The 23215-nt window shown below is 68.8% G+C and carries 27 protein-coding genes; 14 read left to right on the plus strand and 13 right to left on the minus strand.

All coding sequences use genetic code 11. The annotated features are described in order from the left end of the window. The first annotated feature begins 161 nt into the window (after positions 1 to 161). The 5 genes from C8P69_RS02270 to C8P69_RS02290 all read left to right on the plus strand — a co-directional run bounded on the left by C8P69_RS02270 (position 162) and on the right by C8P69_RS02290 (position 3722). Entirely contained in the window at positions 162 to 1640 is a 1479-nt protein-coding gene (locus tag C8P69_RS02270; protein ID WP_108174228.1) for a methyl-accepting chemotaxis protein, read from the plus strand. Positions 1641 to 1729: 89 nt separating this feature from the next. After that, a complete protein-coding gene (gene pyrE, locus C8P69_RS02275; RefSeq protein WP_108174229.1) occupies positions 1730 to 2323 on the plus strand; it encodes an orotate phosphoribosyltransferase in 594 nt (197 codons plus the stop codon). Continuing rightward, positions 2320 to 2790, plus strand: a complete 471-nt coding sequence (locus C8P69_RS02280; protein ID WP_108174230.1) for a hypothetical protein — start codon at positions 2320 to 2322, stop codon at positions 2788 to 2790. Before pyrE ends, C8P69_RS02280 begins: the two co-directional genes overlap by 4 nt. Beyond that, the gene (gene acpS / locus C8P69_RS02285; protein ID WP_108174231.1) at positions 2787 to 3194 is read left to right on the plus strand and encodes a holo-ACP synthase; all 408 of its coding nucleotides are present in this window, start codon (positions 2787 to 2789) and stop codon (positions 3192 to 3194) included. Before C8P69_RS02280 ends, acpS begins: the two co-directional genes overlap by 4 nt. Positions 3195 to 3344: 150 nt before the next feature. Beyond that, positions 3345 to 3722, plus strand: coding sequence for a hypothetical protein (locus tag C8P69_RS02290; protein ID WP_108174232.1), 378 nt, complete (start codon positions 3345 to 3347; stop codon positions 3720 to 3722). 50 nt (positions 3723 to 3772) lie between these two features. On the opposite strand, the gene C8P69_RS02295 is transcribed toward C8P69_RS02290, so the two are convergent. The 4 genes from C8P69_RS02295 to C8P69_RS02310 all read right to left on the minus strand — a co-directional run bounded on the left by C8P69_RS02295 (position 3773) and on the right by C8P69_RS02310 (position 7666). Beyond that, entirely contained in the window at positions 3773 to 4699 is a 927-nt protein-coding gene (locus C8P69_RS02295) for an AEC family transporter (RefSeq protein WP_108174233.1), read from the minus strand. Between the two features lie 486 nt (positions 4700 to 5185). Beyond that, complete coding sequence (locus tag C8P69_RS02300) at positions 5186 to 6865, minus strand: IlvD/Edd family dehydratase (RefSeq protein WP_245901853.1); 1680 nt, start codon at positions 6863 to 6865, stop codon at positions 5186 to 5188. A gap of 139 nt (positions 6866 to 7004) precedes the next feature. Further along, positions 7005 to 7316, minus strand: a complete 312-nt coding sequence (locus tag C8P69_RS02305; RefSeq protein ID WP_108174235.1) for a helix-turn-helix domain-containing protein — start codon at positions 7314 to 7316, stop codon at positions 7005 to 7007. Next, positions 7316 to 7666, minus strand: a complete 351-nt coding sequence (locus C8P69_RS02310; RefSeq protein WP_108174236.1) for a type II toxin-antitoxin system RelE/ParE family toxin — start codon at positions 7664 to 7666, stop codon at positions 7316 to 7318. The genes C8P69_RS02305 and C8P69_RS02310 overlap by 1 nt, the downstream gene beginning before the upstream one ends. Positions 7667 to 7753: 87 nt before the next feature. On the opposite strand from C8P69_RS02310, the gene C8P69_RS02315 reads away from it, so the two are divergent. Genes C8P69_RS02315 through C8P69_RS02325 form a run of 3 tightly spaced genes read left to right on the plus strand, consistent with a single transcriptional unit; the run spans position 7754 to position 9729 of the window. Then, complete coding sequence (locus C8P69_RS02315; RefSeq protein ID WP_170118095.1) at positions 7754 to 8191, plus strand: gamma-glutamylcyclotransferase family protein; 438 nt, start codon at positions 7754 to 7756, stop codon at positions 8189 to 8191. Positions 8192 to 8197: 6 nt separating this feature from the next. Next, positions 8198 to 9436, plus strand: coding sequence for an SAM-dependent methyltransferase (locus tag C8P69_RS02320; protein WP_108174238.1), 1239 nt, complete (start codon positions 8198 to 8200; stop codon positions 9434 to 9436). Beyond that, complete coding sequence (locus C8P69_RS02325) at positions 9430 to 9729, plus strand: acylphosphatase (RefSeq protein ID WP_108174239.1); 300 nt, start codon at positions 9430 to 9432, stop codon at positions 9727 to 9729. Before C8P69_RS02320 ends, C8P69_RS02325 begins: the two co-directional genes overlap by 7 nt. Positions 9730 to 10012: 283 nt before the next feature. Here the strand turns inward: C8P69_RS02325 and C8P69_RS02330 are convergent, their stop codons facing one another. Further along, positions 10013 to 10573 carry a DinB family protein gene (locus C8P69_RS02330; protein ID WP_108174240.1) on the minus strand — a complete coding sequence of 187 codons (561 nt, stop codon included), beginning with the start codon at positions 10571 to 10573 and terminating at the stop codon, positions 10013 to 10015. Positions 10574 to 10604: 31 nt separating this feature from the next. After that, on the minus strand, positions 10605 to 11285 hold the full coding sequence (gene lipB, locus C8P69_RS02335; protein WP_211353793.1) for a lipoyl(octanoyl) transferase LipB: 681 nt from the start codon (positions 11283 to 11285) through the stop codon (positions 10605 to 10607). Positions 11286 to 11381: 96 nt separating this feature from the next. Between lipB and C8P69_RS02340 the strand changes: the two genes are divergently transcribed. Next, entirely contained in the window at positions 11382 to 11624 is a 243-nt protein-coding gene (locus tag C8P69_RS02340; protein ID WP_108174242.1) for a FliM/FliN family flagellar motor switch protein, read from the plus strand. 51 nt (positions 11625 to 11675) lie between these two features. Further along, positions 11676 to 12599, plus strand: coding sequence for a bifunctional helix-turn-helix transcriptional regulator/GNAT family N-acetyltransferase (locus tag C8P69_RS02345; protein ID WP_108174243.1), 924 nt, complete (start codon positions 11676 to 11678; stop codon positions 12597 to 12599). A gap of 196 nt (positions 12600 to 12795) precedes the next feature. Here the strand turns inward: C8P69_RS02345 and ruvX are convergent, their stop codons facing one another. Both ruvX and C8P69_RS02355 read right to left on the minus strand, forming a co-directional pair. Further along, on the minus strand, positions 12796 to 13272 hold the full coding sequence (gene ruvX / locus C8P69_RS02350; protein WP_108174244.1) for a Holliday junction resolvase RuvX: 477 nt from the start codon (positions 13270 to 13272) through the stop codon (positions 12796 to 12798). Further along, positions 13269 to 13682 (minus strand): hypothetical protein, encoded by a 414-nt coding sequence (locus tag C8P69_RS02355; protein ID WP_108174245.1) that lies wholly within the window; start codon positions 13680 to 13682, stop codon positions 13269 to 13271. The genes ruvX and C8P69_RS02355 overlap by 4 nt, the downstream gene beginning before the upstream one ends. 84 nt (positions 13683 to 13766) lie before the next feature. Between C8P69_RS02355 and C8P69_RS02360 the strand changes: the two genes are divergently transcribed. Beyond that, a complete protein-coding gene (locus C8P69_RS02360) occupies positions 13767 to 14465 on the plus strand; it encodes a metal-dependent hydrolase (RefSeq protein ID WP_108174246.1) in 699 nt (232 codons plus the stop codon). Between the two features lie 332 nt (positions 14466 to 14797). Here the strand turns inward: C8P69_RS02360 and folE are convergent, their stop codons facing one another. Continuing rightward, positions 14798 to 15430: a GTP cyclohydrolase I FolE gene (gene folE / locus C8P69_RS02365; protein WP_170118096.1), complete on the minus strand. Its 633-nt coding sequence runs from the start codon at positions 15428 to 15430 to the stop codon at positions 14798 to 14800. A gap of 262 nt (positions 15431 to 15692) precedes the next feature. Here folE and C8P69_RS02370 point away from each other — a divergent pair, with 262 nt between their 5' ends. Beyond that, positions 15693 to 16139: an iron-sulfur cluster assembly scaffold protein gene (locus C8P69_RS02370; RefSeq protein ID WP_108174248.1), complete on the plus strand. Its 447-nt coding sequence runs from the start codon at positions 15693 to 15695 to the stop codon at positions 16137 to 16139. Positions 16140 to 16149: 10 nt separating this feature from the next. Further along, the gene (yidD, locus tag C8P69_RS02375; protein WP_108174249.1) at positions 16150 to 16524 is read left to right on the plus strand and encodes a membrane protein insertion efficiency factor YidD; all 375 of its coding nucleotides are present in this window, start codon (positions 16150 to 16152) and stop codon (positions 16522 to 16524) included. A gap of 4 nt (positions 16525 to 16528) precedes the next feature. On the opposite strand, the gene C8P69_RS02380 is transcribed toward yidD, so the two are convergent. The 3 genes from C8P69_RS02380 to C8P69_RS02390 all read right to left on the minus strand — a co-directional run bounded on the left by C8P69_RS02380 (position 16529) and on the right by C8P69_RS02390 (position 19688). Then, positions 16529 to 17248: a DUF1028 domain-containing protein gene (locus tag C8P69_RS02380; protein ID WP_108174250.1), complete on the minus strand. Its 720-nt coding sequence runs from the start codon at positions 17246 to 17248 to the stop codon at positions 16529 to 16531. A gap of 6 nt (positions 17249 to 17254) precedes the next feature. After that, on the minus strand, positions 17255 to 18850 hold the full coding sequence (locus C8P69_RS02385) for an ABC transporter substrate-binding protein (protein WP_108174251.1): 1596 nt from the start codon (positions 18848 to 18850) through the stop codon (positions 17255 to 17257). Between the two features lie 133 nt (positions 18851 to 18983). Further along, on the minus strand, positions 18984 to 19688 hold the full coding sequence (locus C8P69_RS02390) for a hypothetical protein (protein ID WP_108174252.1): 705 nt from the start codon (positions 19686 to 19688) through the stop codon (positions 18984 to 18986). Positions 19689 to 19888: 200 nt separating this feature from the next. Between C8P69_RS02390 and thrS the strand changes: the two genes are divergently transcribed. Then, positions 19889 to 21859, plus strand: coding sequence for a threonine--tRNA ligase (gene thrS, locus C8P69_RS02395; protein ID WP_108174253.1), 1971 nt, complete (start codon positions 19889 to 19891; stop codon positions 21857 to 21859). Positions 21860 to 22099: 240 nt separating this feature from the next. Here thrS and C8P69_RS02400 read toward each other — a convergent pair whose 3' ends face one another. Further along, positions 22100 to 23194: a hypothetical protein gene (locus C8P69_RS02400; RefSeq protein ID WP_108174254.1), complete on the minus strand. Its 1095-nt coding sequence runs from the start codon at positions 23192 to 23194 to the stop codon at positions 22100 to 22102. Between the last annotated feature and the right edge of the window lie 21 nt (positions 23195 to 23215).

The following is a 23215-nucleotide window of genomic DNA, read 5'->3' on the forward strand; positions in this document are numbered from 1 at the left end:
CAGAACGCGGGATAGGTGAATAATGAGCGGAATTTTACTCCGATTTTACAATTGGAAGAAGGTTTTCTTTACGTCCGTGGTGGAATGGTGCGGACCGCTATGCGGAACCCCCGATCGCTGGCGAGTGACGACGAGGGGCTGTCCACCGGCCGGAGGCCGCCATGCTCAACCTGTTCAAGTCGCGCGATTCCCGGGCCGCACGTCTCGCGGCCCTCGACCGGGTCCAGGCCATCATCGAGTTCGATCTCGACGGCAACATCCTGGACGCTAACGCCAATTTCCTTGGCGCCGTCGGCTATTCGCTCGACGAGATCAAGGGCCGGCACCACTCCATCTTCGTCGACGAGACCACGCGGTCGAGCGCCGAATATCGAAACTTCTGGTCAGATCTGCGCGGCGGCGCCTTCAATGCCGGGCAGTTCCGCCGCATCGCCAAGGGCGGGCGCGAGGTCTGGATCGAGGCCTCCTACAATCCGCTGCTCGACAGCGCCGGCCACCCCTTCGGCTTCGTCAAGTTCGCCACCGACATCACTCGCCAGAAGACCGAGGACGCCGCGCGCGCCGCCGAGATCGCCGCGATCCGCCGGGTGCAGGCCGTCATCGCCTTCGACCTCGACGGCACCATCCTCGAGGCCAACGACAATTTCCTCTCCGTCATGGGCTACCGCCTCGACGAGATCGTCGGCCGCAAGCATGCCATGTTCGTCGATCCGCAGACGCGTGACAGCGTCGACTATGCCGCCTTCTGGGCTGCTCTGCGCCGCGGCGAGTACCAGGCGGCGCAGTTCCGCCGCGTCGGCAAGGGCGGCAAGACCGTCTGGATCCAGGCCTCCTACAATCCGATCTTCGATGCGGCCGGCCGCCCGGTGAAGGTGGTGAAGTTCGCCACCGACATCAGCGGCCAGGTGGCGCTGCTCGACCAGCTGCGCGGCATCATCGACACCAATTTCGGCCAGATCGACCAGGCCGTCGGCGATACCGGCGCCGAGACGAGCCGCGCCCTCGCGGCCGCCAGCGCCACACGCGACAGCGTCCAGGGCATGGCGGCGGCAACCGAAGAGCTCGCCGCCTCGGTCGCCGAGATCTCGCACATGATGTCGGCCTCGCAGGCCGCGACCGACACGGCCTTCTCGCGCACGGATTCAGCTGGCGGCTTCGCGGCGCGCCTCTCCGAGGCGACCGTCGCCATGGGCGGCATTGTCGGCCTCATCAACACCATTGCCGGCCAGATCAACCTTCTCGCGCTCAACGCGACGATCGAATCGGCGCGGGCGGGCGAGGCCGGCCGCGGCTTCGCGGTGGTCGCGCAGGAGGTGAAGAATCTCGCCAACCAGGCGGCCAGGGCGACCGAGCAGATCAGCGCCGAGATCAACGGCGTGCAGGGCATCTCCTCCGAGGTGCTGCAGTCGCTGCAGGACATCCGCTCCGCGATCTCCGTGCTGCGCGACGGCGTCGTCGCAACGGCAGCCTCCGTGGAGGAGCAGAGCGCGGTGACGCGCGACATGTCGCAGTCCATGCAGCAGGCGGCGCGCTCCACCGTCGACATCTTCGAGAACATCGCCGGCATTTCCTCGGCGGTGTCGCAGGTCTCGGGCGCGGTGGCCTCGACCCGCGAGGCGGCGGTGGTGCTGGCGCGGTAGCTGGGATGGCGCGGGGGGCGCGTTCTGCGGATTGACTCCTCCCCCCTTTCGTCGTCTCTCCCCGTCGACCCACGACGGATGCCTGACCCATGACCTCTGACGACGTGCTCGCCGAGTTCCGCGCCGCCGGCGCCCTGCTGGAGGGCCATTTCATCCTCTCCTCGGGCCGGCGCAGCCCGGTCTTCCTGCAGAAGATGTTCGTCTTCATGGACCCCGAGCGCACGGCGAAGCTCTGCGCCGCGCTCGCGACAAAAGTGAAGGAGCGCTTCGGCCGCATCGACTATGTCGTCTCGCCCGCCGTCGGCGGCATCGTGCCGGGCTATGAGACCGCCCGCCAGCTCGGCGCCAAGGCCATCTTCGTCGAGCGCGAGAACGGCGAGTTCAAGCTGCGCCGCGGCTTCGAGATCCCGCCCGGCGCCCGCGTCCTGGTCGTCGAGGACATCGTCACCACGGGCCTGTCCACCCGCGAATGCCTCGCCGCCATTGCCGGCCATCCCGGCGAGACGGTCGGCGCCGCCGTCCTCGTGGACCGCTCCGACGGCAAGGCCGATGTCGGCGTGCCGCTGGTCTCGCTGCTCTCCTGGTACGTGCCGGACTATGCCCCCGACGCGCTGCCGCCCGAGCTCGCCGCGCTGCCAGCCGTGAAACCCGGCTCGCGCGGCATTCAGGGCGCCAAGGCATGAGCGCGCCCGCCCCGGCGCCCGCCGACGAGCTCTCGCCCGGCCGCACCCGCACGCTGGTCGGGCTCTTCGTCGCGCTGCTCGGCCTTGTCATCCTCGTCCCCAACGCCCTTCCGGTCTGGGTCTACTGGCAGGCGAGCCGCGAGGAGGCCGTCGTCGCCCGCTGGACGGGTTCCAACGTCGTCTCCTCCTCACGCGACACGGTGGGCGTGCCGACCTTCGTCTTCGAGCGCCGCATCGGTCCGATCGTGCAGGAATGCCGCGTGCCGCTGGTCCAGTATCGCCACGCGCCGAACGGCAAGCCGGTGCACGAGACGCTGCGCATCGTCCCCGGCACGCGCTGCGAGGACATGGTGGTGCTCGACGATCCGCCGCGCGAGCGCGTGCCGCTCATCCTGCTCGGCCTCGCCATTGCCGGCATCGGCATCTGGCTGACGCTGCTCGCCCGGAAGAAGGGGCAGGCGGCGTGATCATTGGCATCGGCTCGGACCTCTGCGACATCCGCCGCATCGAGAAGAGCCTCGAGCGCCATGCCGAGCGCTTCACCCATCGCCTCTTCACCGAGACCGAGCGGGCGAAGGCGGAAGGCCGCGCCCACCGCGCCGCCACCTATGCCAAGCGCTTCGCCGCCAAGGAGGCCTGCGCCAAGGCGCTCGGCACCGGCATCCGCCGCGGCGTCTTCTGGAAGGACATGGGCGTGGTCAACCTGCCCTCGGGCGCGCCGACCATGGCGCTGACCGGCGGCGCGGCGGAGCGGCTCAAGGCCATAACGCCGGCGGGGCACCGCGCCGTCATCCACCTCACCATTACTGACGATCACCCCTGGGCGCAGGCCTTCATCGTCATCGAGGCGCTGCCCGAGGCCGGCACCTGAACACCTGTTCATGGCGGTGCCACGGTGCCGCCTTTTTACGTTCAGACGCCGTTCAACGCGGAACTTCTACACCTTCCCCCACGTTCTTGAGACATCCGCAGTCGAGGCGCATCGCGCCACGAGATCCTCAGAACCGAAAGGGGCATCCCCATGATTTCCCGTAAGGCGAAGGCCGCCATTGGCGCCCTCATCGTCGCCGCCGGCACTGCCGCGGCCGTCGCGCCCGCCGAGGCGCAGTACTATCGCCGTCCCTATCACCGCGACAATGGCGCGGCCATCGGCGCCGGCATCGCGCTCGGCATCATCGGCCTCGGCGCCGCGGCGATCGCCGCCGACCAGCGCCGCCAGGCCTATGAGAACAGCTACTACGCGCCGCGCTACGGCTATGGCTATGGCGGCGGCTACTATGCGCCGCGCGCCCGCTACTACGAGGAGCCGGCCTATGTGTACGAGCGGCCGGCGGTGCGCTATCGCCGCGGCCCGGCGGTGGACGAGCGCTATCCGCACACGTTCCGCGACTACTACTGATCGGCTGGCCTGATCGACGCGGCGGCCCCCTCACGGGGGCCGTTGGCGTTTCAGCCCGCGAGCGACAGGACGAGCGGGATCGTCACCACGGCGATGAGCGTCTGCACGGTGAGGATCTCCGCCATCAGCGGCGCGTCGCCGCCCATCTGGCGGGCGAGGATGTAGGAGCCGGACGCCGTCGGCATGGCGGCGGAGAGGATGGCGACCTTCAGCGTCACGCCGTCGACGCCGAGCGCCATGGCGATGGCCGCGACCATGGCCGGCATGAGCGCGAGCTTGAGCGCCGTGGTGATCCAGGTGATGGCGCGGGGTTTGAGCGCCGCCTTCACGTCGAGGCCGGCGCCGACCAGCAACAGGCCCGTGCCGAGCGCCGCCGCCCCGAGGATGTCGCCGAAGCGCATGGCGATCATCGGCAGCTTCAGCCCCGACAGGTTGATGATGATGCCGATCACCGAGGACCAGATGAAGGGGTTGGAGGCGAGCGCCTTCAGCGTCGGTCCCAGCACGATCGGCTTGTCCTGCGCGTGCCGCTGCAGCATCACCACCGCCAGCACGTTGAGCAGCGGGATCATCGCCGCGACCGAGATGGCGGTGAGCGTCAGGCCAAGCTGGCCGTAGAGCGCGCCGGCCGTGGCGATGGCGACGAAGGAGTTCCACCGCGTCGCGCCCTGGAAGACCGAGGTGAAGGCCGGGCCGTCCATGCCGAGTGAGCCGGCAAGCACCGGGCGCAGCACCAGGAGGATCACCGTCATGGCGAGGATGGCGGCGATCAGCGACAGGCCCATGGCCACCACCGGCACCGTGCCGAGATCCGCCTTGGCCAGCGTCATGATGATCATGGCGGGGAAGAAGACATAGTAGGTGGCGCGCTCGAGCCCGCGCCAGCCCGCCTCGTCGGTCAGCGGCATGACCTTGAGATAGGCGCCGAGGACGATGAGCAAGAAGACCGGGGCGAGGCTTGAGATGAGCAGCGACATGGCGGGCGTCTTCGACCACGGCGCGGGCGGCTGAGCAATCGCCCGCCGCGCATGAGGGGGTGCGCGAAAGGGGGAGGGAGGGCCGGGTTTGTCAGGCGCCCTGCACCGCGCAAGTGCGTCCGCACCACCCGTCATCCCCGGCGAGCCCGAAGGGCGAGGGAAGGGGATCCAGGGGCCGACCCACCGACGCCCTCGGAAACTCACGTCAGCCTGCCTGAAGGGTCTGCGCCTGTCCGCCCCTGGATCCCCTTCCCCTCGCTGCGCTCGGCCGGGGATGACGGGCGCAGGGTCTGCGGCCGACCTGACGCCCGAACCTCCTCCGTCATGCCCGCCCTTGTGGCGGGCATCCACGACTTGACCACTTCGCCGCCAGAAAAGTCGTGGATGCCCGGCCCAAGCCCGGGCATGACGGGCGGAGGTTCTGCGGTCTCCCGGACGGCGGCAGGGGTGCAGCGTTCCCCGGCGAATAGCCGACAAATGCTCCCCTCACTTCTCCAGGAAGTCGAAATCGCAGCCCTTGTCGGCCTGGGTCACGTGGTCGAGGTAGAGCTTGCGATAGCCGCGCTGCCGCTGGCGCATGTGCTTCGGCTTCCGCCACGACTTCCGCCGCTCGGCGAGCTCCGCCTCGCTCACCAGCAGGTCGACCCGCCGGTTCGGCACGTCGAGGCTGATGCGGTCGCCGGAGCGCACCAGCGCCAGGGGCGAGCCCTCGGCCGCCTCCGGCGTCACGTGCAGCACGATGGTGCCATAGGCCGTGCCGGACATGCGCGCATCGGAGATGCGGATCATGTCGGTGACGCCCTGCTGCGCCAGCTTCTTCGGGATGGGCAGGAGACCCGCCTCCGGCATGCCCGGATGGCCCTTCGGTCCGGCATTGCGCATGACGAGGATGTCGTCCGCCGTGACGTCGAGATCCGGATCATCGATGCGGTTGGTCATGTCCTCGACATCCTCGAAGACCACGGCGCGGCCGGTATGGACCATGAGCTTGGGCGTTGCCGCCGCCGCCTTGATGACCGCGCCGCCGGGGGCGAGCGAGCCGCGCAGCACCGCATGGGCGCCGGTCTTCTTCAGAGGCTGGCCGAGCGAGCGGATGATGGTCTGGCCCGGCACCTCCTCGGCGCGCTCCGCCCAGTCGCCGAGCCGCTCGCCGGTGACGGTCGGGGCGTCGAGGTCGAGATGGTCCTTCAGCTCCTTCAGGAGCCGCGGCACGCCGCCCGACCAGTGGAAATGCTCCATGTAGTTGGAGCCGGCGGGCTTGAGGTCGAGCAGCACCGGAACCTCGCGGCCGATCCGGTCGAGCTCGTCGAGGTCCCAGCTGAGGCCGAGGCGGCCGGCGACGGCGGCAAGGTGCACCACGGCATTGGTCGAGCCGCCGATCGCCTGCAGCACCACCATGGCGTTGCGCAGCGAGGCCTGGGTCATCACGTCCCGCGGCTTGCGGCCTGACGCGGCGAGCTTCACCGCCTCGCGGCCGGAGGCCTCCGCCGCGCGGATGCGGTCGGCATGGGTTGCGGGGATCGTGCCGGTATGGGGCAGGGCCATGCCGAGGGCCTCGACGATGCAGCCCATGGTCGAGGCCGTGCCCATGACCATGCAGGTGCCGACGGTCGGCGCGAGGCGCTGCGACACCGCCTCGATCTCCGCCTCGTCGATCTTGCCAGCCCGGTGCATGGCCCAGAGGCGGCGGCAATCGGTGCAGGCGCCGAGCACCTCGCCCTTGTAATGGCCGACCAGCATGGGGCCGGTGATGAGCTGGATGGCCGGCACGTCGGCTGAAGCCGCGCCCATGAGCTGGGCCGGCACGGTCTTGTCGCAGCCGCCGATGAGCACCACCGCGTCCATCGGCTGGGCGCGCACCATCTCCTCGGTGTCCATGGCCATCAGGTTGCGCAGGAACATCGAGGTCGGGTTCGAGAAGCTCTCGTGGATCGACACGGTCGGGAAGGCGAAGGGCAGGCCGCCCGACAGCATCACGCCGCGCTTCACCGCTTCGACGAGTGCGCGGACATTGCCGTGGCAGGGATTGTAGTCCGACGAGGTGTCGGTGATTCCGATGATCGGCCGGTCGAGCGCGTCGTCGGAGAAGCCGGCCGCCTTGATGAAGGCCTTGCGCAGGAACAGCGAGAAGCCGGGATCGCCATAGGCGGTCAGGCCCTTGCGCATGCCGCTCGCGGCCTTCGGGCGCTTCGTCGTGGTCTTGTTCGTCGTCGCCTTGGATGTCGGGCTTTTCGCCATGGTCGTTCACTCCCTGCCGCGCACCAAAGCATGGCGGTGGGAGAATCGGGAGGGGCGCAGGCGAAGGTCAGTCGCGCAATGGCGGGGAGGGGGTGTCTTCCAGCGCGCGAGCGACCGTCTCCGGCGCGTGGTCGATCACGCGCAGCAGGGCGGTCGCGATCCGATCCGGCCGCCGTCGCTTCTGCTCCCAGTCGCGCACGGTCGCCGGGGACAGGCCAAACCGGCGGGCGAAACGATCCTGGGACAGATTGAGCCGCTTGCGGATGGCGGCCACGTCGATCTCCTCAATCGGGATCTCACGGGCAGGCGCCAAGTCACCGCGCGCAATGGCTTCCGCCTCGCGGGCGCTCTGGATCAGCGTCTCACCAAACCGTCCCATCAGTCTCTCCTTCGCCGGCTTCGCCAATTCGCGGCGATCCGCGGTAGCAGGGCCGCCAGCGCATTCCGTTCGGCCTGGGTGAGGTTGGCCTTCTCACCCTTGCCATAGACCGCGAGCAGGAAGATCGGGACGTCCAGCCCAGCGAAATAGTGGACGGTCCGATAACCACCGCTCTTTCCCGCTCCGCGTCGGGCGAAGCGCAGCTTGCGAGCCCCGCCCGTTCCCGGGATCAGCTCGCCAGCCAAGGGGTCGGCGGCGATGAACGAGGCAATGTGCAGCACCTCGTCGTCGGTCAGTCCTGCGCGCCGCGCTTCACTTTCGAAGGTCGGAGTCAGCAGGACCGTCTGCATCACAGATATATACGGCAGAGCCGTATATCAATCAAGATGAGGCGGTGCCCCCTTGCCCCCTTCCACCGCCTTTGCCATCCCTGTCTCATGTTCTGTTTCGCCTATGGCACCAACATGAGCCGGCCGGACATGGCCCGCCGCGCGCCGGGAGCCCGGGCCCTCGGCCTCGGCCGGCTCGACCGCCACCGCCTCGTCGTCACGGCGGCCGGCTATCTCGCGGTGAAGGCTGCCCCCGCCAGCACGGTTCATGGCGTGGTCTGGCGCCTCACGCCCCGCGATCTAGCCCGGCTCGATGCCTATGAGGGCCTCGGCCCCGGCCGCTATCGCCGCCGCCTCATGCCCATCCGCACCAAGGGTGGCGCGCGGCCCTGCTTCGTCTACCATGGCGCCGGGATGCGCGAGGGGGCGCGTCTCAATCGCCGTCCCTTCGTGGAGGCCGTCCTCGGCCCGGCGATGGCCTGGAACCTGCCCGCGCCAGCCCTGGCCGGGCTTCGCCGCCTTGCGCGGCGTGGATGTCGAGGGTGACCCCGCATGAGCCTGCTCGCCCATCTCCTGTCGCGTTTCGTCCGCAACGGCCGGCTGACGGTGATCCACCACGACGGCACGACCGAGAGCTTCGGCTCCGGCGTCGACGGGCCGCTGGTGACCGTGAAGCTGCATGACGAGAAGGTGCAGCGGCAGCTCTTCTTCAACCCGGAACTGGCCTCGGCCGAGGCCTATATGGACGGCCGGCTGACCATCGAGCAGGGCGGCCGGGTCCTCGACCTGCTGACGCTGTTCTCGGTCAATCGTGCGGGCCTTGGCTCCCACCCCGTCCAGCAGGCGCTGCGCAAGGTCTGGCGGGCGCTGAAGCGGCGGCAGCAGTCGAACAAGGTCGGCGAGGCCGCTGCCAATGTCTCCAGCCACTACGACCACCCGCGCGCCTTCTACGAGCTCTGGCTCGACGCAACGATGAGCTATTCCTGCGCCTATTTCGCCACACCCGACATGGCGCTCAAGGACGCGCAGATCGCCAAGATGCGCCATATCGCGGCGAAACTGCAGATCGAGTCCGGCATGACCGTCGCCGAGATCGGTTCGGGCTGGGGGGGCCTCGCGACCTATCTCGCCGCTGTCTGCGGGGCCAAGGTCACCGCCATCAACGTCTCGCCCGACCAGCTCGCCGCCTCGAAGGAGCGGGTGGCGGCCGCCGGCGTCGCCGACCGCGTCACCTTCTTCGAGAAGGACTATCGCGAGCTCACCGGCACCTTCGACCGCGTCGTCTCGGTCGGCATGATGGAGCATGTCGGCGTCGCCCATTTCGACGACTACTTCTCCACCGTGAAGCGGCTCTGCGGCCCGGGCGGCTATGCCATGATCCACGCCATCGGCCGCATGTCGCCGCCGGGCACCACGGCCCCCTTCATCCGCAAATACATCTTCCCCGGCGGCTATGTGCCGGCGCTGTCGGAAGTCTTCGCCTCCACCGAGCGCTGCGGGCTCTGGGTGGACGATTGCGAGGTGCTGCGCCTCCACTACTACTGGACCATCAAGGCCTGGCGCGAGAACTTCGAGGCCGTGCGCGACCACGTCGTCGCCATGCAGGGCGAGCGCTTCGCCCGCATGTGGGAGTTCTACCTCGCCGCGGTCGAGCTCGGCTTCCGCGACGGCTCGAACATGGTCTACCAACTCCTGCTCTCTGAGAAGCGCGATGCCGTGCCGGTGACCCGCGACTTCATCACCCACGCGGAAGAGGGCCTGAAGGCACGGGAGGGCGTGCTGCCATGGTGAACACCTCCGGGCTTCACCTGACCATATCCGGCATCGTCCAGGGCGTCGGCTACCGCCAGTGGTTCCGCCGGCAGGCGCTGGCCCGCGCGCTCTCGGGCTGGGTGCGCAACCGCGCCGACGAGACGGTCGAGGCGGTGATCGCGGGCGACGCCGTGGCAGTCGAGGATCTCGTCCGGGTGGCGATGGCGGGGCCCCTTGGCGCCAAGGTGGATCGCATCGACCGGCGCCCGGCGACGGCGGAGGAGATGGCGGGGGTGAAGGCTGGAGAGGTGGAGATTCGGCCAACGGAGTGAGGGGTGGATGGCCGCCCGCTCGACCCAAATGCGACCTTAGGGGTCAGTTCAGTTCCTGTCGCACCACCCGTCATCCCCGGCGAGCCCGAAGGGCGAGGGAAGGGGATCCAGACCCGTCCCAATCCTCTACCCCGATAGGCAAGGGCGGCCCTTTCGCTCGGGCTAGCAGTTTTGGCCCCTGGATCCCCTTCCCCTCGCTTCGCTCGGCCGGGGATGACGGGGGAGGTGCTGGCGGCAACCTTCTGGGCGCATCGACCCATCCGCCGCGCCAATGATCCCCGCCTCACCCCCACACCCGCTCCTCGTTCCACCCGAGTTCCGCAAACTCCGCCGCCCGCAGGTCCGCTTCCCCCACCGAGAAGAACTCGTCGAGCTGCGGCGGCCTCACCGCCGTTCCCGCCAGCATGGCATGGACCTGGCCGCGATGGTGGATCTGGTGCTGGAAGAGATGCATCAGCAGCCGGTCGGCCCGCTCCACCTGCACGCGGGTGATGCGGTTGACCCGGACCTCCCCGTTCAGGGCCTCGTCCGTCAGCGCCTCGCAGACTGCGATCAGCCGCCGGTCGACCGCCGCCTGTTCGCGTTTCAGGTCCGCGAGCGCGGGGCAGGGGATCTCGTTCTCCCAGGCCTTCGGTCCAAGCATTCCGCCTTCCAGGGCGTCCACGTAGAACCAGTCGATGACGAGGATGTGGTTCAGCGTCGCCGCAAGGCTCGGGAAGAAGCCGGTGCGCGGCGCCGCGAACGCCTCCGGGCTGAGCGCCGCGCAGGCCTCAAGCAGGCGATGGTTCGCCCAGGCATTGTTGTAGGCGAAGGCGCGGAAGGTCTGGACGGCGGAGGCAGGCATCGGCGGCTCCTCAGGAAGGGCGCGGCCGGGATCAACCCTCCACCGCGACGGTCGGTCCGAAACGATCCTCGAAGGCGCGCCGCAGGATGGCATCAACCTCGGGCAGGGTGACCGGCAGGCCGAGATCGACGAGGCTGGTGACGCCATAGCGCGGATCGACGATGCCGCAGGGCACGATGCCGTCGAAATGCGCGAGATCCGGCTCGACATTGAGCGAGATGCCATGGAGCGTCACCCAGCGCTTTACGCGGATGCCGATGGCGGCGATCTTGTCCTCGACCTCCGCGCCCTTGTCAGGGCGCTTCACCCACACGCCGACGCGATCCTCGCGCCGCTCGCCGCGCACGTTGAAGGCGTCCAGCGTGCCGATGATCCAGTCCTCGAGCGCCGCGACGAAGACCCTGAGGTCGCGCTTGCGGCGATTGAGGTCGAGCATGACATAGGCCACCCGCTGGCCCGGCCCGTGATAGGTCATCTGCCCGCCGCGGCCGGCCTCGAAGACGGGGAATCGCGCATCGACCACGCCATCGGCCTTGGCCGAGGTGCCTGAGGTGTAGAGGGGCGGGTGTTCCAGCAGCCAGACCCGCTCGGCCGCCTCGCCCGCCGCAATGGCCGCGACATGCGCCTCCATGGCGGAAAGCGCCTCCTCGTAGGGCACGAGGCGGTCTGACACCACCCATTCCACCGGCGGCGCATCGGCGGGCGCTGCCATCGCCAGCACCAGATTGGAACGGTCGTTTACCACTCGTTCACCATGTTAAGGTCAGGGTATCGGCGTCCCCGCGACGCGCATGCGGCAACAGGTGCCATGGCTCAGCTCGATACCGTCTCCGTCGATATCTCCGTCGTCCTCGGGACGACCGTGATGCCGATCCATCAGATGTTGCGCATGGCCCGCGGTGCCATCATCGAACTCGATGCCACGGAGGACGATGAGGTGCAAATCCTCGCCAACGACATGCCCATTGCCCGCGGCCAGGTGGTGATCAACGGCAACCGCATCGGCGTGCAGATCACCGAGATGCTGCCCCGGCCGATCGACCTGCGCTGAATAGTTGACTCAGTCAACTAATAGGTCCAGCCTTCCTGTCGGAGGAAGGCCATGTCCGCACCATCTGACGCGCAGATCGCCGCCATTCGTGGCTTCAACCGATTCTACACCCGCGCCATCGGCCTTCTCGGCCTTTATCTCGGCGGGTCATGGTCGCTGACGGAAGCCCGCGTCCTCTATGAGCTCTTCACCCGCGACGGCCTGACGGCCCGCGACCTTGGCGCGGAGCTCGGCCTCGATGCCGGATACCTGTCGCGAATCCTTGGCCGTTTCGAGCGGGACGGGCTGCTCCTGCGCCATGCGGCCGCCGAGGACGGTCGCCGTCAGATCCTTCAGCTCACCGAGCAGGGCCGCGCCGCTTTCGCCCCCTATGACGCCGCCTCGCGTGACGAGGTGGCAGGGCTGCTGGCGCGCCTGAGGCCCGGCGACCGCGAGCGGCTCGTCGGCGCCATGGAGGAGGTGCAGGGGCTGATGGCGGGCGAGGGGCCCGCGGTGGTCATCCGCCGTCACCGGCCCGGCGACATGGGCGCCATCATCGCCGGCCAGGCGCGCGTCTATGCCGCCGAATATGGCTGGAACGACGAGTTCGAGGCGCTCGCCGCCGAGATCGGCGCGGCTTTCCTGCGCAAGAACGATCCCGCCCGTGAGCGCGCCTTCATCGCCGACCGGGGCGGGGAGGTGGTCGGCTCGGTCTTCTGCGTCGATGCCGGAGAGGGGGTGGCCAAGCTGCGGATGCTCTATGTCGATGCCTCGCAGCGCGGCACCGGTCTGGGAAAGCGGCTGGTGCGCGAGTGCATCGCCTTCGCCCGCGAGGCCGGCTATCGCGGCATGATGCTCTGGACCAACGACTGCCTCGCCGCCGCGCGGGGGATCTATGTGGCGGAAGGCTTCGTGCTGGCATCCGAGGACAGGCACCATTCCTTCGGGGTGGATCTGGTGGGGCAGACCTGGACGCTGAATTTCGGGCCGGCGTGAGGGGTACTCCACCGCTGTCGCTGGCTTCATCCGCCCCTCACCCTTCCCTCTCCCCGCAAGCGGGGAGAGGGGGCAACAGCGTTGCGCGTCCAGCGGACCCGTTGTGCCTGGCGGGGCGATGGAGACCTGTCATTGACGTCATGGTCCCCCTCTCCCCGCTTGCGGGGAGAGGGAAGGGTGAGGGGCATGCTAACCCTCACTCCGACCCGAATTCTCCGTAGCCCAGCCGGTCCAAAAACCCCTGGAGGATGTAGGCCGCCGCCATCTTGTCGACGAGCTCGGCCCGCCGGGCGCGCGAGGCATCGGCCTCCAGCAACGTCCGCGTCACCGCCGCCGTCGACATGCGCTCGTCCCAGAAGACGATGGGAAGCTCCGTCTTCGGCAGCAGGTTGCGCACGAAGGACCGGGTGGACTGCGCGCGCGGGCCCTCGGTCCCATCCATGTTCTTCGGCAGGCCGATCACCAGCGCCCCGGCATCATGCTTGGCGGCAAGGCCCAGCAGCGCCTCGACATCGGGCGTGAACTTCACCCGCTTGATGGTCTCCAGTGGCGTGGCGATGGTCCAGTTCACATCCGACAGGGCGAGGCCGATGGTCTTGGTCCCGAGGTCGAGGCCAAGCAGCCGCCGGCCGCTCGCCACCTCGCCGCGGATCTGCTGCGCTTCGACGATCAAACCGGCTTCCCCTTGCTCTCGGCGGCCTGCAGTTCCGCCGCCTTGTCCCGCAGGAACAGCGCATAGCGCTGCGGATGCTCCTTGCGGAAGCGCTCCAGCGCCTCGGTGGCCTCGATGCGGGCGCTCTCTTCCCGGCGCTCCTTGATGGCCTTGATGCGTTTCGCCGCTTCCCGCAGCTTGACCTCGGCATCCTTGGCCGCGCCCTGCGGCGGGTGGATCTTGCACAGCTCCAGCACGAGCTCGCTCAGCCAGCCGATCTGGCGGCCGAAGCTCGCGACGTCGCGCACCACCTCGGTCTCGATGTCGGGCGAGCCCTGGTAGTTCACGGTCATGTTGAACGCGCCCCATCCCGGCAGGATGCTCTGGGACAGGGTGTTGGGGGCGAAGGGCCCAAGGCCGAAGCTGCTCATGGTCGATCTCCCTGCTTGTCTGGTGAGGCCCACACTCTACAACAGGCCAGGCCCTCAAGCCGCATGTTGTCGGAGGATCATCCCATGAAGCTCACCTGGTTCGGCCATTCCGCCTTCCGCCTCGAATTCGGCTCCTCCGTGGTGCTGATCGACCCGTTCCTCACCGGCAATCCGAGCTTCACCGGCGACCGTGCCGCGGCCATCGGCGGCGCGACGCATGTCCTCCTCACCCACGGCCATTCCGACCATGTCGGCGACACGCTGAGCATCGCCGCCGAGACGGGCGCCAAGGTCGTCACCAATTACGACCTATGCATGTACCTGGCGAACAAGGGGCTCAAGGCCTTCGACCCGATGAATTGCGGCGGCACGACCGACCAGGGCGACTTCACCGTCACCCTCACCAATGCGCTGCATTCCTCCGCCGATTTCCACGACGGCGTCAGCCATGCCCTCGGCAACCCGAACGGCCTCATCATCAAGCAGAAGGGCGGGGTGGTGCTCTATGCCATGGGCGACACCGACATGATGCCGGACATGGGCCTCATCGCCGAGTACCACAAGCCGACCCACGCGCTGGTGCCGGTCGGCGACCGCTTCACCATGGGCGGCGATGCCGCGGCCTTCGCCTGCAAGAAGTTCTTCCAGTTCGACACGGTCGTGCCCTGCCACTACGCCACCTTCGGGCTGCTCGACCAGACGGCGGACAAGTTCGTGGCGGGCATGGCCGGCTCGAAGACCAAGGTCGCCGTGCCGAAGTCGGGCGAGAGCGTGACGTTCTGAGGGACGGGGGCTCTTTGCCCCTCACGCTTTGCGCTCCCTTGCCCCTCACCCTTGCCCTCTCCCCGCCTGCGGGGAGAGGGGACCCGTGAGGTCCCGCCCGATCAGCACAGCCCTGGCCCAAGCAGTCGATCTTCGGAAAAGTCGCAACGCTTCCGGCCCCTCTCCCCGCCTGCGGGGAGAGGGAAGGGTGAGGGGCCCCAGCCGGCTCGACGCCCTCCATCCCGCATCTGCAAAGTCTTGAAATCAGGCGATCAAACGCGAATGCCCGCCACAGGGGCGGGGATCGCGCAGTGAGAGTCGCTTGAAGGCTTGAGCGGTCGACGGACCCCGCCTCAGCGGAAGCCGCGGATCATCTGCATGAACCGCGCCTGCTCGGACGCATCGTCCTTGAACAGGCCGGTGAAGCCGGTGGTGATGGTCGAGACGCCCTGCTTCTGCACCCCGCGCATCGACATGCACATGTGCTCGGCCTCGACCAGCACGGCGAGGCCGCGCGGCTTCAGGCTCTCCTCGATGGCGCCGACGATCTCCGCCGTCATGTTCTCCTGCGTCTGCAGGCGGCGCGCATAGATGTCGACGACCTTGGCGAGCTTCGACAGGCCGACCACCCCTTCGCGCGGGTAATAGGCGATGTGCGCCCGGCCCATGATCGGCACGATGTGGTGCTCGCAATGCGAGAAGAACGGGATGTCGCGGACGAGGACGACGTCGCCATAGCCGCCGACCTCCTCGAAGACCGTGCCGAGTTCCTTGGCGGCCGACTGGCCATAGCCGCGGAAGAGGTCCTCCCACGCCTTGACCATGCGGCGGGGCGTGTCGACGAGACCCTCGCGGTCCGGAGGATTGTCGCCAACCCATTCGATGAGGGTCCGCACGGCGGCTTCCGCCTCTTCACGGCTGGGACGGCGGCGGCGCGGCGACTCGAGCCCCTTCGCCATGGGAAGGGACGTCACGACGGCATCCATGAGACTTAACTCCGCTTCGGGAACGTTTCCTGCTACGCCACTGGAGAACGTTCCGGATCGACTTCCGCGCACATCGCCAAGGTGCGGCAGGTTGTCGCATGCGGGGGCGTTTCCAGGGTCCCGGCGTTGCCCGCCGGCCTTTATTGCCCTGACGCGACACATATATGATGGGAGGGCCTGAACGCTCCATGAACGGGCGTTCATCTTCCCGCGGGGCAATGGCGCCCGTAACGCCAGATCGTTTTGGCCGGAGGGACGGCACGTGCTCGACGACGTCTACAACGCCCGCATCTTGGAACTGGCGGCCTCGATCCCGCGTTTGGGGCGCCTCGCGCAGCCCGATGGCTCGGCGACCGCCCATTCCCGCCTCTGCGGCTCGACCGTCACCGTCGACGTGGTGATGGATGGCGACCGCGTCGCCGAGTTCGGCCACGACGTGAAGGCCTGCGCCCTCGGCCAGGCCTCCTCCTCGATCATGGCGCAGCACGTGGTCGGCTCGACCGCGGCCGAGCTGAAGGACCTGCGCGACACCGTCCGCCGCATGCTCAAGGAGAATGGCGCGCCGCCCGCCGGCAAATGGGCCGATGTCGCGGTGCTGGAGCCCGTGCGCGAGTTCAAGGCCCGCCATGCCTCGACTCTGCTGACCTTCGACGCCGTGGTCGAGGCGGTCGGCAAGGCCACCGCCGCCCGCGCCCAGGCCGCGGAATGACCCGCCGGGCATGAGCCGGGATCGGGACCTCGACGCCCTGTTCAACGACTGGAGCCCGCCGCGCTGGCCGCGCCTTGCTGCCCATGGGCTGCTGCGCAGCTATCAGCTCACCATCTCCATGCTGGTCGGCCGCTGGTGCCGGCACATGCCGAGTTGCTCGGCCTACATGGACGAAGCCGTGATGCGGCACGGCCTCTGGGCCGGCGGCTGGATGGGCCTCGCGCGGCTCTGCCGCTGCCATCCGCGCGGCACCTCCGGCATCGACAATCCGCCGCTCGTTCTCCCCGCCGATGCCGCATGGTGGAAGCCTCTCGCCTATGGCGACTGGCGCTGGCGCGGCGGCGGGCCGGTCTGCGAGGCGGTGGAGGCCGGGGAGGGGCGCTGAGGCCTCAGCGGCGGAAGCGCAGGTCGAGGCCTTGTGCCTTCCAGCCAGCCTCGATGGCCTCCATGTCGGCAGCCCCCGATGGATTGGCCTTAGACGGCGCCCAGCCGCGCCGCGGCGGATAGGTCTGCCGCCAGATCCCGAGCAGCCGCGCCAGTTCGCCGAGCGGATCGGCGTGGTCGTCCACCCGCAGGTTGAGGTCGGGGAAGTCCTCAGTCGTCGTCACCAGCATGGCGGCGGACTGCTTGCCGCGCCGGTCGCCGCCGGCGGCTTCTCCCGCCGCCATCGCCGCCATGAACCGGCCGGCGAGATCGAGGCCGGTGCTTGCCTCATAGGTCCTGAGCGTCGCCGCCACCACATCCGCGCCTGCCAGCATGTTGCCGGCCACCGAGACATGCGGCGCCGTCGCCTCGCCGCACCATTCGACGCAGTTGCGGCCCGTCCAATAGGCCGTTCGGCCCTGCGCATCGACGCAGTGGACCTGCCGCAGGTGCCGCCCCTCGTCGGGCGTGAGCGCCCGCTCGATCGCCTCGACCGGCGACAGGCCGGCCTCCAGCGCATCGAGGATGGCCGGGCCGAGATAGCGATTGGTCATGGACTGGGTCGAGACCGCCCCGACGCCCGACCGCACGAAGGGGCAGCTTGCCCCCACCGCGAAGGCGCAGGTGGCGACGGCGACGCCAAAGGCGCCGCTCGCCGGATCATGGGCGACGATCGACCAGGTCATGCCGCTTCAGCGCTTCTCGACGTTCCAGAGCGCCAGGTTTCCGGCGGCGAGAAGGCCGACGATATTGGTGCGATAGGCCGTTGGCTGCAGGTACTGGCCGAGCTGGATATGCGTCGGATACTCCGCCACCCGTCGCTGCACGGCTTCCGCGATCGCCTTCTGCTTCGTCGCATCCGTCTCCCGCGCATAGGCATCGCGCAGCCGCTCGAGCTCGGCATCGCAGGGCCAGCCGAAGGCGGCCCGCTCGCAGCTCGCATTGAGGAAGCTGGCGGAGGCCGGGTCGAGCACGTCGATCGAGCCCCACGACGTCAGGAAGGCGCTCCAGCCGCCGGCGGTCGGCGCATCGCGGCGGGCGCGGCGCGCCACCAGCGTCTGCCAGTCCATGGCCTGCAGATCGACCCTGAGGCCGATCCGCTCCATCAGCGCCTTGGCGACCGGGGCAAGGTTCGACAGCGAGCCGATATCGGTCGACTGCAGCAGCACCACCGGCGAGCCGTCATAGCCGGCCTCCTGCACCAGCGCGCGGGCGCGGGCGATGTTGCCCTCCAGGCGGTCGGTGAAGCCTGCCTCGCTCGACAGCGGCGAACCGCAGGGGAAGAGCGACTTGCACAGCACGTAATAGTCGGGGTCGCCGATGGTCGAACGCAGGAAGTCCTCCTGGTTGAAGGCGATCGCAACGGCCTGGCGAATGCGGGCATTGTCGAAGGGCTTGTGCAGCACGTTGAAGCGGAAGGCATATTGCCGGCCCATGGGGGCCATGACCGTGAGCGCCACGTTGCTGTCGCCCTTCAAGAGCGGCAGCAGGTCATGCGGCGGCGCCTCGATGAAGTCGATCTCGCCGCGCTGCAGCGCGCTTACCTGGGTCTGGGCATCGGGGATCCAGATCCACTCGACCCGGTCGATCTTGACGACCTTGCCGCCGGCCATGCCGGACGGGGCCTCGGCGCGCGGGCGGTAGCGGGGATTGCGCACATAGACGGCGCGCTCGCCCGGCTTCCACTGGTCGCGCTGGAAGATGAAGGGGCCGGAGCCCGTCGCATCGGTGATCTGGGTGTTGGGATCGGTCTCGGCGATGCGCTTCGGCATGATGAAGAGCACGTTCGCCGCCGGCTTGCCGAGCGAGGCGAGCACGAGGCCGTAGGGCTCCTTCAGCTTGAGCACGAAGGTCTTCGGCCCGGACGCGGTCAGCTCCGCCGTCACCGCCATGAGCTTCTGGCCCATGCCGTCACGGGCGCCCCAGCGGCGGATGGAGGCGATGCAGTCCTCGGCCGTCACCGGCTGGCCGTCGTGGAACTCAAGCCCGTCGCGCAGCGTGAAGGTCCAGGTCAGCCGGTCGTCGCTGACCGTCCAGCTCTCCACCATCTGCGGCTTCACCTCGAGCTTGTCGTCGACTGCGAAAAGCGTGTCGTAGACCATGAAGCCGTGATGGGTGCTGATCAGCGCGGTGGTCCAGATCGGGTCGAGGATGCGCAGGTCGGAGTGCATGGCTGCGCGCAGCACCGACTGCGCCTGTGCCGCGGGAGGCGCCAGCGCCACCCCCGCCAGCAGCGCGAGGCCCGCAATGGCGCGTCCGGCGCGCCCGATCCGATCCGACCAGCCCATGGCCCGTCTCCACGTCAACCACGCCGGGCCGATACCCGAACGTCCCATGGGCAGGCTCGCCGAGAACGGGGGGCGCAGCAAGCAGGCGAGCGGGCAGGGCAGTCGTGCAGGATCGCCGGTGCGAAAAGCCCGGTCAGGGGTCGCGGGTGAGGATGGCGTGGCGGTCGAGGAAGCCGCGGGTGGGGAAGAAACCCTCGTAGCGCTCGCCGTCGAGGAAGGCGGCAAGGCCCGGATCGACGCCCATCTCGCCGAGATAGGCGCGGATGCGCACGAGGACGCCAGCGATCAGCCGCTGCCGCATGGCCTCGGGGAAGGGTTCGCCCGCAGTGCCGTCGAAGCTGATGGGACTGATGGAGAGCTCCGCCCCCGGCGCCAGCGAGCGATCCGTGCCGCCGATCAGCAGGTAGAGGCAGGCGCCATGGCAGGTGCCGTCGAGGGCGGGCTGGGGCAGGGCGCCGGATCGGTCGGTGCGCGCCACCATCGTGGCGAGCCCCGCCCGGCGCACCTGCCGGCCGAGCGCCATGGCCGCCTCGACCACGCCGCCCTCCGACTGGATGAGCAGCGGCGGCCTTGTGCCGTCGAGGCGCCTTGCGAACTCGAAAAAGGCGATGGGCGTGTCGGCGACGATGACGCCTTCCGCTGCGATCCAGCGGTCGCAACCCGGCCCGCAGGCATCCGCCTCGCCGGTGACGAGCGTGAAGGTCATGGCGGGGACATTGGCCGGAGCCGTGAGCGGCGCCGCCTCGGCAAGGGGCGGGGCGGGCGGCTGCTGGGCGGCGGCGGGCCTTGCGGCTGCGGCGACAAGCAGGAGCAGGACGAGTCGGAGGCCGCGGGGCATGGCCCAAGCGTGAAGCCGGCCCGCTCGGACCGCAACCCCGCGCCGCTCCCGCATTGCCCTCGGCTGTGCGCTCGGTTATGCGATCCCACCGGCCGGGATCCGGATGCCGCCCTTGTCAGCGGCAACTCCGTGTCCGGGCCGCATCCATGCACCAGACCACCCCTTACCTGCTCTGTCGGCAGGAGTGAGCGGAGAGAGACATGCCTGTCCTGACCTTCCCCGATGGCGCCCAGCGGTCCTACGATTCCGGCGTCTCCAGCCTCGACGTCGCCAAAGCCATCGCGCCGTCGCTCGCCAAGAAATCCATCGCTGCCAAGCTCGACGGCGTGGTCGTCGACCTCGCCGATCCCATTCCCGGCGATGCCCGCATCGAGTTCATCACCCGCGAGAGCCCCGAGGCGCTCGAGCTGATCCGCCACGACGCCGCCCACGTGATGGCGGAGGCCGTGCAGAGGCTCTGGCCGGGCACCCAGGTGACCATCGGCCCGGTCATCGAGAACGGCTTCTATTACGACTTCTTCCGCAACGAGCCCTTCACCCCCGAGGACTTCGCGGCGATCGAGGCGGAGATGCGCAAGATCATCGCCGCCAACAAGCCCTTCACCAAGCGCGTCGTCTCGCGCGATGAGGCCGCGCAGATCTTCCGCGACAAGGGCGAGGCCTTCAAGGTCGAACTGGTCGAGGCGATCCCCGCCGGCCAGGAGATCAAGCTCTACGACCAGGGCGGCTGGTTCGACCTCTGCCGCGGCCCGCACATGGCCTCGACCGGCCAGATCGGCAACGCCTTCAAGCTGATGAAGGTGGCCGGCGCCTATTGGCGCGGCGATTCCAACAATCCGATGCTGACCCGCATCTACGCCACCGCCTGGCGCACCGAGGACGAGCTCAAGGCCTATCTCCACATGCTGGAAGAGGCCGAGAAGCGCGACCACCGCCGGCTCGGCCGCGAGATGGACCTCTTCCACTTCCAGGAGGAGGGGCCGGGCGTCGTCTTCTGGCACCCCAAGGGCTGGTCGATGTTCCAGACCCTCGTCGCCTATATGCGCCGGCGCCTTGCCGAGCATGGCTATGACGAGGTCAACGCGCCGCAGCTCCTCGACAAGTCGCTCTGGGAGACCTCGGGCCACTGGGGCTGGTATCGCGAGAACATGTTCGCGGCCCAGTCGGCGGGCGACGAGGCCGAGGACAAGCGCTGGTTCGCCATCAAGCCGATGAACTGCCCGGGCCACGTGCAGATCTTCAAGCATGGCTTGAAGTCCTACCGCGATCTACCGATGAAACTTGCAGAATTCGGCGTCGTCCATCGCTACGAGCCCTCGGGCGCGCTGCACGGGCTGATGCGTGTGCGCGGCTTCACCCAGGATGACGCCCACGTCTTCTGCACCGACGAGCAGCTGGAAGCCGAGTGCATCCGCATCAACGACCTGATCCTCACCACCTATGCGGATTTCGGCTTCGACGAGATCGTGGTGAAGCTCTCGACCCGGCCCGAGAAGCGCGTCGGCGCCGATGCGCTCTGGGACCGCGCCGAGAGCGTCATGGGCAAGGTTCTGGAGAAGATCGCCAGCCAGTCCGGCGGCCGCATCAAGACCGCCATCAACCCGGGCGAGGGCGCCTTCTACGGCCCGAAGTTCGAATATGTCCTGCGTGACGCCATCGGCCGCGACTGGCAGTGCGGCACCACCCAGGTCGACTTCAACCTCCCCGAACGGTTCGGCGCCTTCTACATCGGCGCCGACGGCGACAAGATCCCGCCGGTCATGGTCCACCGCGCCATCTGCGGCTCCATGGAGCGCTTCATCGGCATTCTCATCGAGAACTATGCGGGGGCCTTCCCCTTCTGGTTCGCGCCGAAGCAGGTGATGGTCTGCCCCATCACCTCCGAGGCCGATGATTATGCGCTGGAAGTGCTCTCGGCGCTGAAGAAGGCCGGCCTCAAGGCCGATGCGGACATTCGCAACGAGAAGATCTCCTACAAGGTGCGCGAGCACTCGCTGCAGAAGATCCCGGTGATCCTCGCCGTCGGCAAGAAAGAGGCGGCCGAGCGCACCGTCTCCGTCCGCCGCTTCGGCAGCCAGGCGCAGGAGGTCATGGGCCTCGACGCGCTGGTCGCCCAGCTCGCCGACGAGGCGACTCCACCGGACGTGCGCCGCGCGCGGGCGAAGGGCTAAGGGCGGGAGGCAGCCTCAAACCACTCCGATGTGGCGCGACCGACACCTCTCCCCGGCGGGGAGAGGTCGGCCGAAGGCCGGGAGAGGGGGGCTGAACCGTTCTCGTTGAAGGCTCCCCCTCTCCCGCCTCGCTGTCGCTCGTCGACCTCTCCCCGCCGGGGAGAGGTGAGGGTGCGTTTCGCGCGCATCGCCGGATGAAGGGCGCGGGGGCTTCAAGACAGCTGGCAAGGAGCCACCTGCCTACCGCGCCACGACCTCGATGTTCAGGTCCTTGCCGGCCTCGACGTTGAACCGCCGGTTGAACACCCGGCCCTCGTGGCGGGCGATAGCAAGGTACTCGCCCTCCTGCAGCACCATGGAGGGGTAGGCGCCGATCGATTCCTTGATCACGTCGCCACCCGGTGTCAGCACGGTCCAGGCGGCGTTGCCGATGGGATCGCCGCCCTCGCGCTGCTGCACCAGCTTCAGGTTCACGTTCGCCGCCCGGTGCTGGATCGTCGCATCCGTCACCTGGCCGGCACGGATGCGGATGTCGGCACGGATCGTGGCGTTGGCGTCGCCATAGGTCGAGACCACGTGATAGGTGCCTTCGGCGAGGGCCACGAGGTCACCGGCCGGGACCTGCCGCATGACGAGGCGCGGCTCGCCGCCGTCGAACAGGCCGCCGGCATAGATGTCGAAGGACAGGCGCGCATTGCGGATCTGCGCCTCGCCGACGCGGCCGACGAGCCGCACGGCGCCGGCATTCAGCACGATGCTGTCGCGCAAGGGCTCGCCGGTGATCCGCAGGCGGCGCGTCTGCGCGAAGGTGCCGAAGGCGACATGCAGGATATAGGCGCCGGGGCGCAGCGCGAAGACCGGCGCCGCATCGCGCGATTCGGCGACGAGGGCGAAGGCGCCGTTCGCTTCCGGTTGGTCGGCGAAGATGCGCCAGTGCAGGCCCTCCCGGACATATTGCCCGCCCTGGCGGAAGCGCGCGTCGAAGGCGACCGCCGTGCGATCGGCGAATTGCGGCGGCAGGGCCGGAGTGCCCGGGGCCACCGGGGCGCCCGGGATCTGCGGGATGATGAGCGGCGAGGTGCCCATCTGCGGCGTGAAGGGCGTTGCCCCGTCGGGAAGCGTGAAGAACGGCGTTGCGGCGCCGCCCGGCATGTGGCGGCGGCGCCGCTGGGGCTCGGGTGCGACGCTCGGCAGTTCGGTGGAGGGAGCCGGCCCGATCCGCGGCAGGGTCGGCCGGTCGAGCGACTGCGCGAGGGACGGCGCAGCCGGCAGGCCGAGGCCCGCGGCCATCACCAGCGCGATCAGGAGAGGAGAGGGGCTGCGGCCGGCCGTCATGACGCCTTCAGGTGGCGGGAC

Source organism: Phreatobacter oligotrophus, assembly GCF_003046185.1.
Classification (GTDB): Bacteria; Pseudomonadota; Alphaproteobacteria; order Rhizobiales; family Phreatobacteraceae; genus Phreatobacter; species Phreatobacter oligotrophus.